Source organism: Gilliamella sp. ESL0250 (genome assembly GCF_013345045.1).
Classification (GTDB): domain Bacteria; phylum Pseudomonadota; class Gammaproteobacteria; order Enterobacterales; family Orbaceae; genus Gilliamella; species Gilliamella apicola_H.
Genome location: NZ_JAAEDV010000001.1, coordinates 169,381 through 186,945 on the forward strand (window position 1 = coordinate 169,381; position 17,565 = coordinate 186,945).

The 17,565-nt window shown below is 35.7% G+C and carries 14 protein-coding genes; 3 read left to right on the forward strand and 11 right to left on the reverse strand.

Going from position 1 to position 17,565, the window contains the following annotated elements:
- Nucleotides 1-10: 10 nt before the first annotated feature.
- The 8 genes from ushA to GYY69_RS00810 all read right to left on the reverse strand — a co-directional run bounded on the left by ushA (nt 11) and on the right by GYY69_RS00810 (nt 10,361).
- The gene (ushA, locus tag GYY69_RS00775; RefSeq protein ID WP_174795966.1) at nt 11-1,693 is read right to left on the reverse strand and encodes a bifunctional UDP-sugar hydrolase/5'-nucleotidase UshA; all 1,683 of its coding nucleotides are present in this window, start codon (nt 1,691-1,693) and stop codon (nt 11-13) included.
- A 29-nt stretch (nt 1,694-1,722) separates the two neighbouring features.
- Nucleotides 1,723-3,024, reverse strand: a complete 1,302-nt coding sequence (locus GYY69_RS00780; RefSeq protein WP_174795967.1) for a pyrimidine-nucleoside phosphorylase — start codon at nt 3,022-3,024, stop codon at nt 1,723-1,725.
- A 96-nt stretch (nt 3,025-3,120) separates the two neighbouring features.
- Nucleotides 3,121-3,516, reverse strand: coding sequence for a cytidine deaminase (locus tag GYY69_RS00785; RefSeq protein ID WP_065638812.1), 396 nt, complete (start codon nt 3,514-3,516; stop codon nt 3,121-3,123).
- Between the two features lie 31 nt (nt 3,517-3,547).
- Nucleotides 3,548-5,521, reverse strand: a complete 1,974-nt coding sequence (locus GYY69_RS00790; protein WP_174795968.1) for a bifunctional 2',3'-cyclic-nucleotide 2'-phosphodiesterase/3'-nucleotidase — start codon at nt 5,519-5,521, stop codon at nt 3,548-3,550.
- A gap of 29 nt (nt 5,522-5,550) precedes the next feature.
- Complete coding sequence (add, locus tag GYY69_RS00795) at nt 5,551-6,720, reverse strand: adenosine deaminase (protein ID WP_174795969.1); 1,170 nt, start codon at nt 6,718-6,720, stop codon at nt 5,551-5,553.
- Nucleotides 6,721-7,001: 281 nt separating this feature from the next.
- Nucleotides 7,002-8,255 carry a nucleoside permease gene (locus tag GYY69_RS00800; protein WP_174795970.1) on the reverse strand — a complete coding sequence of 418 codons (1,254 nt, stop codon included), beginning with the start codon at nt 8,253-8,255 and terminating at the stop codon, nt 7,002-7,004.
- A 107-nt stretch (nt 8,256-8,362) separates the two neighbouring features.
- On the reverse strand, nt 8,363-9,079 hold the full coding sequence (gene deoD / locus GYY69_RS00805; RefSeq protein WP_174795971.1) for a purine-nucleoside phosphorylase: 717 nt from the start codon (nt 9,077-9,079) through the stop codon (nt 8,363-8,365).
- 52 nt (nt 9,080-9,131) lie between these two features.
- Nucleotides 9,132-10,361: a phosphopentomutase gene (locus GYY69_RS00810; protein ID WP_174795972.1), complete on the reverse strand. Its 1,230-nt coding sequence runs from the start codon at nt 10,359-10,361 to the stop codon at nt 9,132-9,134.
- 448 nt (nt 10,362-10,809) lie between these two features.
- Here GYY69_RS00810 and murB point away from each other — a divergent pair, with 448 nt between their 5' ends.
- Genes murB through birA form a run of 3 tightly spaced genes read left to right on the forward strand, consistent with a single transcriptional unit; the run spans nt 10,810 to nt 13,950 of the window.
- Nucleotides 10,810-11,820 (forward strand): UDP-N-acetylmuramate dehydrogenase, encoded by a 1,011-nt coding sequence (murB, locus tag GYY69_RS00815; RefSeq protein ID WP_174795973.1) that lies wholly within the window; start codon nt 10,810-10,812, stop codon nt 11,818-11,820.
- A 59-nt stretch (nt 11,821-11,879) separates the two neighbouring features.
- Nucleotides 11,880-13,022, forward strand: coding sequence for an MFS transporter (locus GYY69_RS00820; protein ID WP_174795974.1), 1,143 nt, complete (start codon nt 11,880-11,882; stop codon nt 13,020-13,022).
- A complete protein-coding gene (birA, locus tag GYY69_RS00825; protein WP_174795975.1) occupies nt 12,997-13,950 on the forward strand; it encodes a bifunctional biotin--[acetyl-CoA-carboxylase] ligase/biotin operon repressor BirA in 954 nt (317 codons plus the stop codon). The genes GYY69_RS00820 and birA overlap by 26 nt, the downstream gene beginning before the upstream one ends.
- A gap of 68 nt (nt 13,951-14,018) precedes the next feature.
- Here birA and GYY69_RS00830 read toward each other — a convergent pair whose 3' ends face one another.
- From GYY69_RS00830 to GYY69_RS00840, 3 genes are all read right to left on the reverse strand, one after another.
- A complete protein-coding gene (locus GYY69_RS00830; protein WP_174795976.1) occupies nt 14,019-16,343 on the reverse strand; it encodes a zinc/cadmium/mercury/lead-transporting ATPase in 2,325 nt (774 codons plus the stop codon).
- 112 nt (nt 16,344-16,455) lie between these two features.
- Nucleotides 16,456-16,908, reverse strand: a complete 453-nt coding sequence (locus tag GYY69_RS00835; protein WP_174795977.1) for a hypothetical protein — start codon at nt 16,906-16,908, stop codon at nt 16,456-16,458.
- Between the two features lie 55 nt (nt 16,909-16,963).
- On the reverse strand, nt 16,964-17,332 hold the full coding sequence (locus GYY69_RS00840; protein WP_174795978.1) for a hypothetical protein: 369 nt from the start codon (nt 17,330-17,332) through the stop codon (nt 16,964-16,966).
- Nucleotides 17,333-17,565: the final 233 nt, after the last annotated feature.

The following is a 17,565-nucleotide window of genomic DNA, read 5'->3' on the forward strand; positions in this document are numbered from 1 at the left end:
ACCTCAATACTTATTTCTCAATAATAAATTGTGCTGGTTCATAATCAGATGCGTTAATTGGAGAATGTTCCTCAAAATATTGTTTTACGACATCAGCATCTCGATAACCAGTATCCACATAAGTTGGTGAAGTATTGGTTATTGGATAACCATCACCACCTGTAGCTAAAAAATCAAGTGTAGCAATGCGATATGATTTTTGTAAATCAATGGGTTCATTTTTAATTTTTACATCTTTAATGTTATCGCCAAATCGTGTTAGGCTGATATTTTTCAGGTGTGCATATCCGCCCGAACTTTGTTTTTTATTAAGTGCTATTTTTAGGTAATCGATTAATTCGCTACCCGTCAATTCAAAATAAACAACATTATTACCAAAAGGCTCAACTTTTAGGATATCGCGATAAGTAATATTGCCTTCAATTAATGAATCGCGAATCATGCCACCAGACATAATGCCAATGTCCGCATTGGTTTTTTCGACAAAAGCACTGAGTAACAACTGTCCCATATTACTTTGTTGATATCTTACAACGCCGCGATCACCTTCAAGACGACCGATTAATTCACCACTTTTAACCAGTAATTGTTGTTTACCTCGCTCTTGATAAGGTTTTAAATTTTCGAGTAATGTTTTATCTTGTAAGATCTCTTTAGTGTAATATTCAAGGCGTTTGGTTCCGTCACCATTATCTATTTCTTTTTTTAGATTGATTGGAATTAATTGGTAATTTTGCAAAGTTATTTTGCCATTTAAAAAGACAAAATCAGCACGCCCAACATATTTACCCCATTCGTGGGCTTGTACAATCCATGTGCCATTTTGTTTATCGGGTGCGCATGGGGTACCCGGTACATATTCGGTAATGCGTTTATTTGGGCTTGCCATACAAACGGGATTTTGCGAATGACCGCCGACAATCATATCTAATTCGCCACTTTGCAAACCTCGTGCTAATTCAACATCACCTGGCGCCATCGAGCCATGTTCACCATTTTCGTAATGACCCATATGTGTAACGGCAATAATCATATCTGGATGTTCTGTCTTTTTTATTTGGGCAATAACTTTTTGTGCTTCGGGTAATGTTTTTCGAAATTCAACGCCATCAGTATTTTTGGGAGAGGCTAAAAAAATGGTATCATCTGTGGTTAATCCAAATACCGCTACTTTAATGCCATTTAAATCAAACATTTTGTAAGCATCAAAAACACGATTATCCGTACCTTTAAAGTAAGTATTGGCAGATAAAAATGGAAATCGAGCCCATTTTTGTTGCTCACGAATAACGGTTAAAGGATGATCAAATTCATGATTACCGACAGCCATCGCATCATACCCAACTTCATTCATACCCAAAAAATCAGGTTTAGCTTGAAGTACATCTGATTCAGGAACACCCGTATTAATATCACCACCAGACAAAAGCAACAATTTTCCACCTTTAGTGGTTACTTCCTTTCTTATTTCATCAACAACTGTTTTTTGTGCAGCAAGACCATATTCTCCAATATCATTTTGCCAAAAACGACCGTGGTGGTCGTTAGTGTGTAAAATAGTAAATTGGTAAGGCTTGTTTATTTCCCAACTCGGTGTTGTTGATTGTATCGTTGAAGCTGCTATAGTGTTAATTGAAAACAATCCCAACACAACAAGCAGTGATATTTTTTTATTCAAATTTGAATGATACATGGTGCTTCCTAAATCCTTATTGATAATGATTACTCCGTAATCACTTTATAAATCAATTGCGGTTCATGTGCACAATCACTAATAATAATATTGTCATACAATTTTTGCTTGATCGCATCAAGCTTATCTGTACTAGCGTGAATGGTTAACAACGCTTCGCCTTCGGCAACTTGATCGCCTACTTTTTTATGTAACACGATTCCAACCGCGGGATCAATAATATCCTCTTTGGTTGCGCGCCCAGCACCTAGTTGCATTGCCGCAATACCAATTTGATCTGCAATAATTTTTGATACATAACCTGATTTAAGAGCCGGTAGAGCAATTTGATAAGGTGCACTAGCCAGTTTTTCAGGATGATCAACAATTGAACTATCACCACCTTGTGCTTCAATTAAGGTTTTGAATTTCTCGATAGCTTTGCCATTTTTAATGACTTCTTGAAGTTTTGCTCTAGCTTCTTCCAATGTTTTGGCTTTATTGGCAAGCACAACCATTTGGCTACCTAATGTTAAAACTAATTCAGTTAAATCAGCAGGACCATGACCCTTTAAAGTATCAATGGCTTCTTTTATTTCAAGCGCATTACCAATTGCAAAACCAAGTGGTTGTGACATATCTGAAATGATTGCCATAGTTCTGCGGCCAATTTGGTTACCGATATTCACCATTTCATGAGCTAATTTTTCGGAGTCCGCCATATCTTTCATTAGCGCGCCATCGCCAGTTTTGACATCTAGCACAATGGCATCAGCGCCAGCGGCTAATTTTTTGCTCATAATTGAGCTTGCAATAAGTGGAATAGAATTAACTGTTCCTGTTACATCCCGTAACGAGTATAGCTTTTTATCTGCTGGTGTTAAATTGCCGGATTGGCCAATCACGGCAAGACCGCTATGATTAACTTGATTAATAAAATCTTGTGTACTTAATTCAATTTTAAATCCTGGAATAGACTCAAATTTATCAGTGGTGCCACCTGTGTGCCCAAGTCCACGTCCTGACATTTTAGCCACTGGTACACCTAACGCTGCAACTAAAGGCGCAAGAACTAAGGTTGTTGTATCGCCCACACCACCAGTTGAATGCTTATCAACTTTAATACCTTTGATTGATGATAGATCAACAGTATCGCCCGAATACATCATAGCGCTGGTCAAATCAGCACACTCTTTAGACGTCATACCTTGATAATAAATTGCCATTAATAAAGCGCTAACTTGATAATCAGGAATTTTGCCATTAGTGTAGTTTGTAATAAAAAATTGTATTTCTTCAGTTGATAACGCTTTTCCATCGCGTTTTTTTTCAATAATATCAACAAATCTCATATTGATGCTCTCTTATCTTATATAATAGGGCGAATATTTAATTGTTAAATTCTCCCTAAGTGTAATGACTTAGTAAATAAAATTGTTTAGAGTAAATTAGTCCAAATCACTTGGTGAGAATGACCAAGGTAATAATTCCCCCACCGTTGTTTCTTGGATTTTTCCCTGCATATTAGTTAAAATCACGGGCATATCTTTAGCACAAAACTCGCTAATAACTTGACGACAAGCACCACAAGGCGAGATAGGTCCCTCGGTATCACCAATGACCACCAGTTTTTTAAATTTTGTTTTACCATCAGATACCGCTTTAAAAATTGCTGTTCGCTCGGCACAATTAGCCAGTCCATAAGATGCGTTTTCAATATTACAGCCTAAAATCGCTTCGTCATTTTCAGTAATGAGCACGGCACCAACCTTAAATTTAGAATAAGGTACATAAGCTTTAGAACGGGCTGCTTTAGCAAGTTCAATCAGTTTGTCAATTTTCATATTTATAATCCTTGGGTCATAATAATACTAATTAAATTTTGGGTTGAGTGTTAACTGGTGACTGTAAATCTATACGATAAACGCCTAAACCAGATGCATCTGTGTCGATAAAGCGAATAGGATATAGCGAATATTTTTCAATATAGGATTTAGCTTTATCTGATGGTGATGATTCAAAGCGAATATCCAATTTCGTGTCGCTAGTAATTGGGGCAATTTGCCAATTATTATCAACGGTAACATCCACTATGCCATATTTTTGGGTGGTATTGGTGATATAAGCCGAAAGAAGCAATCTTAAATCGTCAGGTGAATTAAATTTAATATTTTTTTCGCCTGTACCTGGGAATATGCCACTATAAGCACGATAATTATTGGTGGCAATCAAGAATTCTTGATTAGCATCAATGGATTTTTGTTGATAAGTCAGATTACTAATTCTTTCTGATGTTGGATTAATTAATTGACAATTTGCATCATAGCGCGGTGGTTTAGTTACATCTATTTGATAATTCACGCCATCAATCGTATCAAAATTATAGGTTCTGAATTTTTCCCAATTAATTAAATATTGCGGTTGTGTTAAATTTTTGTCAATTTGATTATAGATTCCAGCTGAACATTCCAGCCACTCTTTAACATCTTTACCTGTTACTTTCACGACAGATAAAATGTTAGGATAAAGGTAGATATCTGCCGCATTTCTAAATGATAAATCGCCTTTTTTGACATCAACAAAAGCACTAGGATCGTTTTTTCTGCCACCTGCTTTAAATGGTGCAATGGCTGATAGAACGGGTAGACCATCGAGATCAGGATCGCCTTGAATAAACTGCTTAACGTAATTGATTTGTGCGTCGCTAATAATTTGTAAGGCAGAAGTATCTTCAACCAGTGCTAAATAGCTGTTAATATCAGTTGACACTTTCCCTATTGGCTTACCAACAAACTCACGCGTACCTTGGTGGTCTTGTTTTAGAATATTGACAATCTTTTTGTCGGCTTCTACTAGCGCTTTCTTATTTTTTACATCATAAATTGGTCTAGCTTCGGATTTACCCGAGACGACTTGCCAATTAGATTTATCGCCATCAAGCACTAAATCCACCAAGCCCAAATGGCTACCCCAATGTCCAGGCATCACAGCTGGAATATGATTAATATTGCCAGTTTTGATATCGGTATTTGGTAGTGAATGAAACTCATCACTAGGGAATACGCCGTGAGAGTGACCAAACATAATTGCATTAATACCTTCTACTTGGCTCAAGTAGTAAACCGAATTTTCAGCTAACGCTTTATAAGGTTCAGTTGACACACCAGAGTGAGGAATCGCAATAATGACATTGGCGCCTTGTTTTTTCATTTCAGGCACTAATAATTTGGCCGTTTCAGTTATATCTTTAACGATAACTTTGCCATCAAGATTAAGCTTGTCCCATTGCATAATTTGTGGTGGTACAAAACCAATATAGCCAATCTTAATGGTGTGTTTATCACCATTTCTATCAATGACAGGGGTATCTACAATAATATATTGTTTAAAAAACGGCTTATTGGTTTTAGCATCATAAACATTAGCGTTAACGTAAGGAAATTTAGCACCTGAAAGGCTTTTCTGCAGAAATTCCAGCCCAAAATTAAATTCGTGGTTACCAATATTACCAACAACATAATCAAGCGTATTGAGAGCTTTATAAACTGGATGAATATCGCCATCATTAAGGCCTTTATTCACGGCATAATCAGCCATTGGGCTACCTTGAATCAGATCGCCATTATCCACAAGAACACTATTTTTAACTTCACTTCTTGCTTGATGAATTAAATTGGCTGTTTTTACTAATCCAAATGTATCTATAGGTTGATCTTTAAAATAATCATAGTTCATCATATTACCGTGTAAATCGGTGGTTTCTATAATTCTTAAATCAACCGTTGCAGCATTAACAATACCGGAAATAAATAGGGGTAAAAAGGTCAGGATGCGTTTATTTTTTTTCATGCGAATCTCCTATTATTCTGATAACTAAATTAGTTAACGGGCATGGCTAGCAACTGTTTCTGATATTCTAAAAATCGTTCAATGATTGCTGGGTGATATTTCTTATCATTAATGCATTTTTTCATCACCTGCTTATCATCAGAGGTAAAACATGAAAAAACATGCTCTATCAAACGACTTTTAACCAATTCTTCGGCAAATGCGGCTTGAATGCCACACAGCGTTATGTCGAGCAATTCTAATCGTGAAAATGCAAATATGGATTGGGCAATGTTATATTCTTTTTCAATATCGGTGCCAAAAATTCCTGCATCATCCGTATTGAGAGTAATGCGAACGCCTTGGTCATAAAGCCGTCTTATTGGGTGCAGATAGATATCGCCGTGTAGTTCATTAACCAAAATACGATTACTGGTGAGTGCAACTTCTAGGGTGATGTTGTTCTTAATCAGTTCATTAATTAGATTTTGATCATCAATGGCTTTAATGCCATGCCCAATTCTTGTTGCGCCATGTTTTAATGCTTGAATGATGCTTTCTGCTGGCTCAATTTCGCCTGCATGATAAGATTTTTGTAAGCCTAATTTAGATGCTAATTGATGTGAATCTTGAAAATCATCGAAATGACCTGCTCTTTCATTGCCTGCAATGTTGAATCCAGTAATAAAATGGTGAGGATTATTTTCAATAAATTTTAATGTTTCATGGACAATTTTAGCACCAAGATGTCGAACGCCGATAACATGATACCTAACGGTAATATTATGATTTTTTTGGACGTCAATAATGGCTTTATCCATTTGTGTTAAGGTTTGTTGGAATCGTTCTTTATCCCAAGTCATCTTGCCATCAAATTCGGTTGCACAGATATGGTAAGGAGAGATAAAAAGTTCACAGTAGATTAGTCCCTGTTTGGCATTTCTACTCAAAAAATCAAATGTAATTAAATAATAATCTTCCGGATTTTTTAAAAAATGAGAAACGGCATCATAAGTTTGAATAAATTCTATGAAATTTGTTTCATCATATCGATAACGTCCATTTTGATACTCTTGCTCATCATATTCTCCCTTTTTATAACATAAAGAACTAGGAAAGGGGATTTGATTTTTATCAGCTAACTTTTGAGCCATAATAGGAGTAATGCTTCCTTCAATGTGCTCATGTAATATGACTTTGGGTATTATTTGATCGTTCATTAGGTATTTAATCTATTTAAAATGAGCTAAATGGTTTTAGTAATAATGACATTAAAACACTTATTAAAACTAAAAATAGCATATTTATTGTTGCTAATTATAAGATTGGCTATTTTACCTTGATAAAACATCTTTCCGCCATAACTTTTGCATTACTTATTTATATTTTTGTTCGGTAAATCATATTTTTACGCTAATTTTGTGCTAGCAAAAGGCAACAACTAATATTGCTGCCTGCATATTGATTAAGTGGTGGGAATGAACAACCACTTAATGAATTATTAATTGATGGTCGTGGTTGATTGTGAATTAGGATTCTCGTTTTTAAAAATCAACATAAACACAATAGCTAAAACCAAAGCATAACTTGCAAAAACAAGCCAGACCGTTTGCCAATCAATGCCACTTGTAGTTGTGTAATGATCGACTACAAAGCCACTAATTACCGAACCTAAATAAGCACCAAGTCCATTAGTCATGGTCATAAATAATCCTTGAGCACTATTACGAATAGTTGGTGATACCGATTTTTCAACATACATTGAACCTGATATATTGTAAAAGTCGAAGGCACAACCATAAACGATCATTGAAAGAAGTAATAGTACAAAGCCGACAGGTGATGGGTCACCATAAGCAAATAAACCAAAACGTGCCACCCAAGCAAACATACTAATTAACATAACATATTTGATACCTAAACGTTTCATAAAGAAAGGTACAAATAAAATAAAGACCACTTCTGAAATTTGAGAAATCGACAACAATACAGAAGGGTATTTAACTACTAAACTATTAGCATATTCTGGGAATTTTTCAAAATCATGCAAAAATGGGTTACCAAAAGTATTGGTGATTTGTAAAATGCCACCTAATAAAACCGCAAATAAAAAGAAGATAGCCATTCTAGGTTGTTTGAATAAAACAAAAGCATCTAATCCTAATGAACTAATGATGCTTTTTTCTTCAGTAGTGTTTTTGGCAGTTGGAATCAGTGGTAATGAGAGAGAATAGAGGCTAAGTAACAAAGAAGATGCAGCAGCTATATAAAGTTGCATGCTACTAAGTTCTAACTGTAAAAAGCTCACAAGCCACATAGCAACAATAAAGCCGATGGTGCCAAATATTCTGATACAAGGGAACTGAGTAATAACATCAAGTCCTTGTGATTCTAAGCAGGAATAAGAGATTGAATTTGAAATTGCGATAGTAGGCATGAAAGCTAAGCAATGAATAAGTATTACAATCATCATCAAGAAAGGTGATGTTACAGAAGCAGCTATAAACAGTGTTATAGCACCTATCAAATGACAAAGTACATATAGACGATTAGCGGGGATCCATCTGTCAGCAACAATACCAAGCAAACTAGGCATGAACAACGAAGCGATGCCCATTGTGCCATATACTGATCCTACTTCAATGCCAGTAAAATCTAATTTACGCATCATGTAAGAACCCAAGGTAATTAACCAGCTTCCCCAGATAAAAAATTGTAAGAAAAATATAACTTTAAGCTGATACTTAATATTCATTTATGATTCCTTATTAATGAGATCTTGGTATAATCTATTATCTAAACACGAATATAATCATTATTTGATAAATAAAAATAAAAAATGGCAGATTACCTGCCATTTTTTTAGTTTTGATTTAATAAAACAGATTCTAGTGCAACTGTGATCATTTCTTTAAAGCCCAGCTGTCTTTGCTCTGCCGACATCGCCTCGCCTTTTCGAATATGATCCGAAACCGTACAAATGGTTAATGCCTTGGCTCCATATTCGGCAGCAACCCCATAAATGCCTGCAGCCTCCATTTCTACACCTAAAATATTATATTTTTCCATAACATCAAACATATCAGGCTCAACACTATAAAAAAGATCAGCAGAAAAGAGATTACCCACTTTCACATTTACACCTAACTTTTTAGCAGCATTAACAGCATTACAGGTTAAATCAAAATCAGCGATAGCGGCAAAATCATGATCTTTAAATCGTAATCGATTGACTTTTGAATCGGTACAAGCACCTAATCCAACAATCACATCGCCCACGTTAACATTAGGGCTAATTGCACCACACGAACCAATACGGATAATGTTTTCAACTCCGTAAAATTTAATCAATTCGGTTGCATAAATAGAACAAGATGGAATGCCCATTCCATGCCCCATAATAGAAACTTTTTGACCTTTGTAATAACCCGTAAAACCTAACATGGCTCTTACATTGGTAACTTCTTGTGCGTTTTCTAAAAAGGTTTCTGCAATAAACTTTGCTCGTAGCGGATCGCCAGGCATTAAAACGGTTTTTGCAAAAGCATTATCAATGGCATTAATATGCGGGGTAGACATCAACTTCTCCTGATATTTGTTTCTAAATCAATATTACTTAAACTTAAATTACTTATTTTTTTATAAACGATTTACCATAATCCATTGGTGATAAGTCAAAATAATCGGCAACACTTTGCCCAATATCGGCAAAGGTTTCACGATGACCTAAAGATCCAGTTGGTACACTATCTCCATAAACAATGACAGGTATATGTTCGCGAGTATGATCAGTGCCAGGCCAAGTTGGATCACAACCATGATCGGCACTAATAATAAGTAGATCGCCGGGATTCATAAGCTTTAACATTTCAGGTAGGCGACGATCAAAATATTCTAACGCAGCAGCATACCCCGAAACATCGCGACGATGTCCATAAGAAGAGTCAAAATCGACAAAATTAGTAAATACGATAGTGTTATCTTTTGCTTGTTTGATTTCTTCTAGTGATGCATCAAATAAAGCTTCAATACCGGTTGCTTTCACTTTTTTGGTAATTCCAACTTGGGCATATATATCGGCAATTTTACCGATGGACACCACTGTGCCTTGTTTTTCATCAACCAACTTTTTAATCATTGTTGGCGCTGGTGGTTCAACAGCAAGATCGTGACGATTACCAGTACGCACAAATTCGCCCGCTTTTTTACCAACAAATGGTCTAGCAATAACACGGCCAATATTGTAATTACCTTTATTTAGTTCATCACGTGCAATTTCACAAACTTCATAAAGTCTATCTAAACCAAATGTTTCTTCATGACAGGCAATTTGAAATACTGAATCAGCAGAAGTATAAAAAATAGGTTTGCCAGACGCCATATGTTCTTCACCAAGCTCATCAAGAATAATTGTGCCTGATGAGTGACAATTACCAAGATAACCGGGAAGCTTTGCGCGAGAAACAATCTTATCCAAAAGATCTTGAGGAAAGCTGTTAGTTGTATTAGTAAAATAGCCCCAGTCAAAAAGGACTGGTACACCTGCGATTTCCCAATGTCCTGAAGGCGTATCTTTACCTGATGAGATTTCACTGGCATACCCATATGAACCAATAATTTCGCCTTCTGTCATCATGCCTTTAGGATATGCTCCAGTTGACTCATAGGCGGCTTCTATTAAGCCTAATTTTCCTAGATTAGGTAATTTCAATGGTCCACTTCGACCTTGTTCCGCTTTACCTAATGCACAAAACTCAGCGATATGACCCAATGTATCTGCACCTTCATCCCCAAATTTTTTGGCATCTTCAGCGCCACCGATTCCAAAGGAATCTAGGATCATAATAAAAACTCTTTTCATAATTTCCTCTAACTCATAAGCAAAACTTAACTTGCGCACAATCAATAACTGCTAATCAAATAACAGTGGTTGTTTTTCGCGCTAGCAATAAGTAATTCAGACTATAATTTATAAAAAACATCGCTTGGTTAGTTATAATACACGATAACAAAAAACAAAAAAGATTTAAGCGTTACTTTAGTTGAATATTTGTATAAATAATGTGATGAATTTGATAATAGTCACACTTTTGTCGAAAAAAAGTAAATAGACTAATTTTATGAAGTGCACGATTAATAGTAAATTTAAAGAAAAATTAAAATTATTCGCGATTAAATAATTAATCAAATAAGCTTAACCAATGTGGTAATATAATCAGCAAATGCAATAGAGTCCAAACTATAAAAATAACAAATAAAATCGATTGACTTTTGGACATCTATTTTCACAAAAATAAAGGTAGTTATCAATGAAACAAAAAATTCCTAATACATTTGGTCTAACTGTTTTTGCACAAAAAGTTGTCACGATCACTACGGTCGAACAATTACAACGAGTTTGGCAAGATAACTCTCAAAATTTACCTATTATAATTATTGGTGAAGGCAGTAATACTCTTTTTACCTGTGACTTTGATGGTATTGTTATTGTTAATCGCCTAAAAGGTATTACCATAACCGAAACCGAACAAGCGTGGCATTTAAAAGTGGGGGCTGGCGAAATTTGGCATGATTTAGTATCAACAACTATTGCGCAAGATATATCAGGACTTGAAAACCTCGCATTAATTCCGGGGTGCGTTGGTTCTGCGCCCATCCAAAACATTGGTGCTTACGGTGTTGAGTTTCAAAACATTGCTGATTATGTAGAACTGCTTGAGCTTGCTACAGGTAAAATCATCACAGTCACCGATGGTCAATATGGATACCGTGAAAGCATCTTTAAAAAAGCATATTTGCAAGGTTATGCAGTTATCAATGTTGGTATCAAATTACCCAAACAGTGGCAATCAGTACTAACTTATGGTGAATTACGAAACTTTGATCCAAAAAATGTCACTCCAAAAATGGTCTTTGATAAAGTGTGCGAAATTCGCCGTAGTAAATTGCCCGATCCAAAAGTTCTTGGCAATGGAGGGAGCTTTTTTAAAAATCCCGTGGTCGATAAAATTGAGGCAGATAAGCTACTTGAAATTTATCCGAATATGCCAATATATCCACAAGCCAATCATCAAACAAAATTGGCCGCAGGTTGGCTTATCGATCAGTGTGGTCTAAAAGGCTATCAAATAGGCGGAGCTGCCGTGCATCAACAACAAGCGTTAGTGTTAGTCAACAAAAACCAAGCAACTGCACAAGATGTAGTTGAATTAGCTCGTTATATAAAAAAATGTGTATTACAAAAATTCTTGGTGAGTTTATCGCCAGAAATCCGATTTATCGGCAACTCGGGCGAAATTGATGCTGACAGTTATTTATAATTAACGCCAAATTATAACTGCCCGCAAATTATAACCCATAAATTATATGCGATAACATTATGAAACATTCGTATTCATTTCCTATTTTATTAACGAGTTTACTCTTTGTGACTATCTCGTTGTCAGCTCTCAATACGCAAGTACCATTGTGGCTAGTGCGTAATGAGTTTTCGCTTGGGCAAATTGGTCTTGTGGGATCAAGCTATTTTACTGGCAACTTGATTGGTACTATTTTTGCCAATTGGTTTATTAGTAAATTTAATGCTCGGCACACTTATACCTATAGTTGCATTATTTTTGCTATTGCAACTGTTGGCTTAAGTTTTTCAATGAATTTTTATAGTTGGATCATGTGGCGCTTTTTTATTGGCATTGCTTGCGCTGTCACTTGGGTGGTGATTGAAAGTTGCATATTACTCACAGGCCCAGTGCATACACGTGGAAAAATGCTTGCAGTTTACTTAACCACTTATTATTTAGGTACGGTTTTAGGGCAAGCATTGTTACAGTATTTTCCACAAGATGTCTTGTATTTTGGATTGGTTATTATGTTATTAATGGGGCTTGCGATTTTATTTATTTTGCGCACACATTATAAATTACCAAAAAGAAAAAAAAGCAGCTTTGACATTATGCCAATGATATTAAATAAACCCTCTCGGCTTGGGTTAATCGGTTGCGTTATTGCTGGTATGTTAATTGGGTCGTTATATTCACTGTTACCAGTTTATTATTCACACTTGGGTTATAGCGATACTCAAGTTGCTAATTGGATGATTTTACTTATTTTATCAGGGGTTGCAGCACAAATGCCTGCCAATTGGTGTGCCGACAAATTTGGACGGCAAGTTGTATTGCTAATTGAATCGCTGCTCATGTTGGTTGCATGTATCATGCTTATATTTAATTGGTTTGGTGCGTTGGCAATTATCTTATTAGGTGCAACAATTTACACCATTTATCCCATATCGATGGCTTGGGCTTGCTCATGTGTTAAAAAGCAAAATATTGTGGCTATGAACCAAGCAATGCTATTAACTAACACTTTAGGTAGCTTAGTTGCTCCTGCGGCGATAGCATTCATCATGGATAAAACGAGTAATACCTATTTATTTGTTAGTTTTGCTATAATTTCGTTATACTTCGTTATCTTATTAGTTAAAAAAAGAGGAACGGATGCGCAGCCACAAAAATCCACTTAAATTAATTGAAATATTGGCCGATGGACAGTTCCATTCAGGCGAAGAATTGGCAACCATTTTCGGCATAACACGTGCGGGTATTAATAAATATATCAAACAACTGCGTGAGTGGGGGATAGCATTAACGTCAGTGCAAGGTAAAGGCTATTGCTTGGCTTCTCCTCTTAATTTGCTTAATAAAGTCAAAATTGACCAGTATTACCAGTCGAATAGTCAGTGTGAAGTATTACCGATTATTGATTCAACCAACCAATATCTGCTTGATCGAATAGGGCAATTAACATCAGGTGATTGCTGTGTGGCTGAATTCCAATCAAAAGCGAGAGGAAGACGTGGGCGAAAATGGTTTTCACCTTTTGGTAGCAATTTATACTTCTCGATGTATTGGCGATTAGATCAAGGCGTGGCGGCGGCAATGGGGTTAAGTTTGGTGGTAGGGATAGTACTTGCCGATACCTTGCGCACATTATCAGGTCAAGAGATCAAAGTTAAATGGCCAAATGATCTTTATCTTCACGACCAAAAGTTAGCAGGTATTTTAGTTGAGCTCGCTGGTAAAACTGGTGACTGTGCCCATGTAGTGATTGGTGTTGGCGTCAATCTAACCATGTCAAACCCCGATACCAGCATAGTTAACCAAAAATGGGCTAATTTAGGTAATGTTGATCGTAATTTGCTTGTGGCTCAAGTCGCCAAAGTCTTAAGAAGTAAATTAATCGAATTTGAAAAACATGGTTTAGCACCATTTATTCATGATTGGAATAGACTAGATAACTTTGCCAATCGACCAGTAAAACTATTAATTGGTGATAATACCATTCGCGGCATTGCAAAAGGCATCAACGAGCAAGGTGCTTTATTGTTAGAACAAAACGGTCAAATTAATGCCCATATTGGTGGCGAAATATCATTAAGAATTGATGAATAATAAACTTAAAATTATTTAAAATAACTATTCCGCTTGTAACAAGCGGAATAGATTAAGTAAACATATTCTTAACTTTTATTTTTAAATTTCAAAACCCGAAGGGCATTAGCGGTAACAATCGCAGTCGTGCCTGAATCAGCCAACACTGCTAGCCACAGTCCAGTAAAACCAAACAAACTGGTAATCAAAAAGATCAACTTAATGCCTAATGCAATGGTAATATTTTGTTTAATATTACGACTCGCAAAGCGAGTTAAACGAATTAACTTAGGTAAACTGAGTAAGCTATTTTTAGTTAATGCGGCATCGGCAGCTTCTAGCGCAACATCTGTGCCACTTCCCATGGCAATACTCACAGTTGCGGCTTTCATGGCTGGTGAATCATTAATACCATCTCCCACCATAGCAATTGACGTTGTGTTGCGGATCTTTTCAATGGCAATCAACTTATCCGCAGGCAACAATTCAGCGCGGTAATCCATACCTAACTGATCGGCAATAGCTTTAGCCGCTCGCGCATTATCGCCTGTTAGCATCAAAGATTTAATACCCAGCAGATTAAGTTCATTCATTGTAGTCTTTGCATCTGACCGCAACATATCTTGCAGCGCAATAATGCCCATCAGTTGTTGATTTGTTACCGCAACCACCACGGTTTTACCTGCACTTTCAAGTTCCGCAATGATTTTAGCGTGTTCATCATTTAAAGGTGTTGAAACAGTTGCAACTTTGTTTGGAGAAACAATATAAAAAGTCTGATTATCAATCTCGCCTTGAATACCAATTCCCGCAATTGCTTTACGATTATCGGCCTGATTAATGACTAACTGATTTTGTAATGCGTAATCAACAATAGCTTTACCAATAGGATGATGCGAACCACTTTCAACCGAGGCAACCATTGCTAATAATTGTTCTTTGGAAATATCTTGAGGAATCACATCGGTTACTTGTGGTTTACCTTCAGTTAAGGTACCAGTCTTATCAAACGCAACCAGTTTAACCGAACCAATATGCTCTAATGCTGCTCCACCTTTAATTAACACCCCTTGCTTTGCCGCATTTGACAAGGCTGATGTTATCACCGCAGGGGTTGAAATCACAAGCGCACAAGGGCAACCAATTAATAACAACGTCAAGCCACGATAAAACCAAGTATACCAATCAGCATTAAGCAACAAAGGTGGCACAATAATCACCAATAATGCAAATAAAGCAATTGTAGGCGTATAGTAACGGCTAAATTTATCAATAAAACGTTCAATAGGCGCTTTGCGCTCCTCGGCATCTTCAATCATCTGTAAAATACGATCAACTGCATTTTGCCCGACTTCTGATACCACTTTAAGTTGAATTGTATTATCAACCACCAGCGAACCAGCCATAATTTTGTCGCCTGAAAGATAATTAACAGGAATGGACTCGCCAGTTAATGCGCTTTCATCAATATTGGCCTGCTCACTCATTAAAATGACATCAGCAGGCAAGCGTCCTCCAGATGAAATTTCAATAATATCCTCGGGTTTTAAACTATGACTGGCAACGGTTTTTCGTACACCGTCAATGATTATCACGGTCTCTTCTGGCATGAGCTGAGCAAGCGAGGAAATGCCTTTTTTTGCTTTACTTGTAGCAACACCTTCTAACATTTCACCAATCATAAATAAAAATATCACCATGGTGGCTTCTTCGGCAGCGCCAATAAATAAAGCACCAATAGCCGACACGCTCATTAACGACTCTATCGCAAATGGTGTACCACTGCGCGTTAAAACCAATGCTTCTTTCAAAATAGGAATGAGCCCAACAATTGCCGTCACCATAAAGGCATATTCGCCAACGGTTTGATTACATAACAAAAGGATATAACTCATAACAATTAAAGCGCCTAACACCGCTAAAGGGATTAATGCTTTATTATCAAAACGATGGGAATGCTCATGATGATGTGAATGTTCGGGGGATGATTCAAAAATGGGCTTATAGCCTAACTCGACGATTTTATCTTCGATCAATTTAATCGTTTTTTCATTCTTTTGTGGAACAAAAACAACTAATTTTTCGGTAGAAAAGATAATCTTGGTTTGGCAAATATTGAGTAATGTCTTTAAACTATTTTCAATTTTTTGCGCACAGTTTGCACAATCCATGCCTTTTATTTTCCATGTTAATTTAGTTTGATTGATTTGCCTGTCGGGGTCATCAGGGGGATCGCCAAACTCATTTTTGGGGTTAGTCTTATGGGTACTACCGCCACAACTCTGGGTTGATTCTTGATGACAATTTACAACATGAGAGAAATTTGCATGATTATGCGCCAGATTTTGATAATTATCATGACAACATTCATGGCGGTGATGTTTGTGGTACATTGATTTGTTATTATATAACATAACGTTACCTCTTTTTGGGGATGATTTTGATTGTACGCTAAAAAATAAAAAAGAAAATCATTTTATTTTTAATAATGAGGTAATGGGGGATGACAGATCTTTTGATCCTTTATTAATCTAATATATCTGCATAAAAAAATGTTTCTTCATAAGAAAAGATCATCTTATTGCTATTGGTAATTAAAAGAATACTTGATTCATCACTAGGATAAAAAAAATCACTCCATGCTTTAACAAAAATCTCCACGGGTACAATAGCACTCGCTTTTCGTCCCCAAAAGAAAAAAATCGATGAAATATTGGTTAATTTATTTTTAAAAAATAAAGAAGATTCTTGAGGAAAGTTAAAATCCAAATTGATTTTTTCTAGAATAGAATAACATGATGAATTGATGTTCATTAAATGTTCAAATGGCAACGTCATATCCCAAAAATGACTCGATTCTTCGGTATCAAGGAAAACAATCCTGTTTTTTTCATCAAAGGATAGCAAGCAATCTTGAGAATTAAATCTCCATGCAATAGGATATTTTTTTTCATCAATGGTGAATAAATTTTTATTCATAAAATATATACTATGCCGAACTATATTTTATCTAACTACTATTTTTTTATAAAATTTATACAGGAAATCTTTTATTCTTATAAGCGGACCATAAGTGTGTAATAGCCCAGTTAGTATATTCTCCTGCTATAAAGCTCTTGGCTATTATCTCAATATCGTCAGCGATTCGGGATGATATTTCAAAATCATTAATTGCTTTTAAAGATAGCATAAATGCTTTTTCTCGTAATGTGTTAATCAATTTGATTTCCTCATTATCAAAGCTTTTATTTTTTAATGCATTAAAGGTATTCATCCACTGATCATCAAATATATGTTCATCTCTTAGATCCAATTGATGATCTGCATCTAATAACTTTAAAAAATTGAAATTTGTTGGAACAGATAAATAATCATCAATTTCAGTAAGATATTTATTTTTCATTTTATGAATCCTTATCTTTTCTTAAAGAAAGTCATTATTCAATTGATAGTTTTAAAGTATATAGCATTATCAACTAAATTATAATCTTGATTCAGAGATTTAATATTCGCTTTCATGCATCTAAACTTGAATATGGTCTACAATAGGCATTAAAAATGTTTTTATCTAAAGCTATAAAATTATTTATTGAAATAATAATTTAGAATCTTGCTTTCCATACCTTTTAGCTGTTT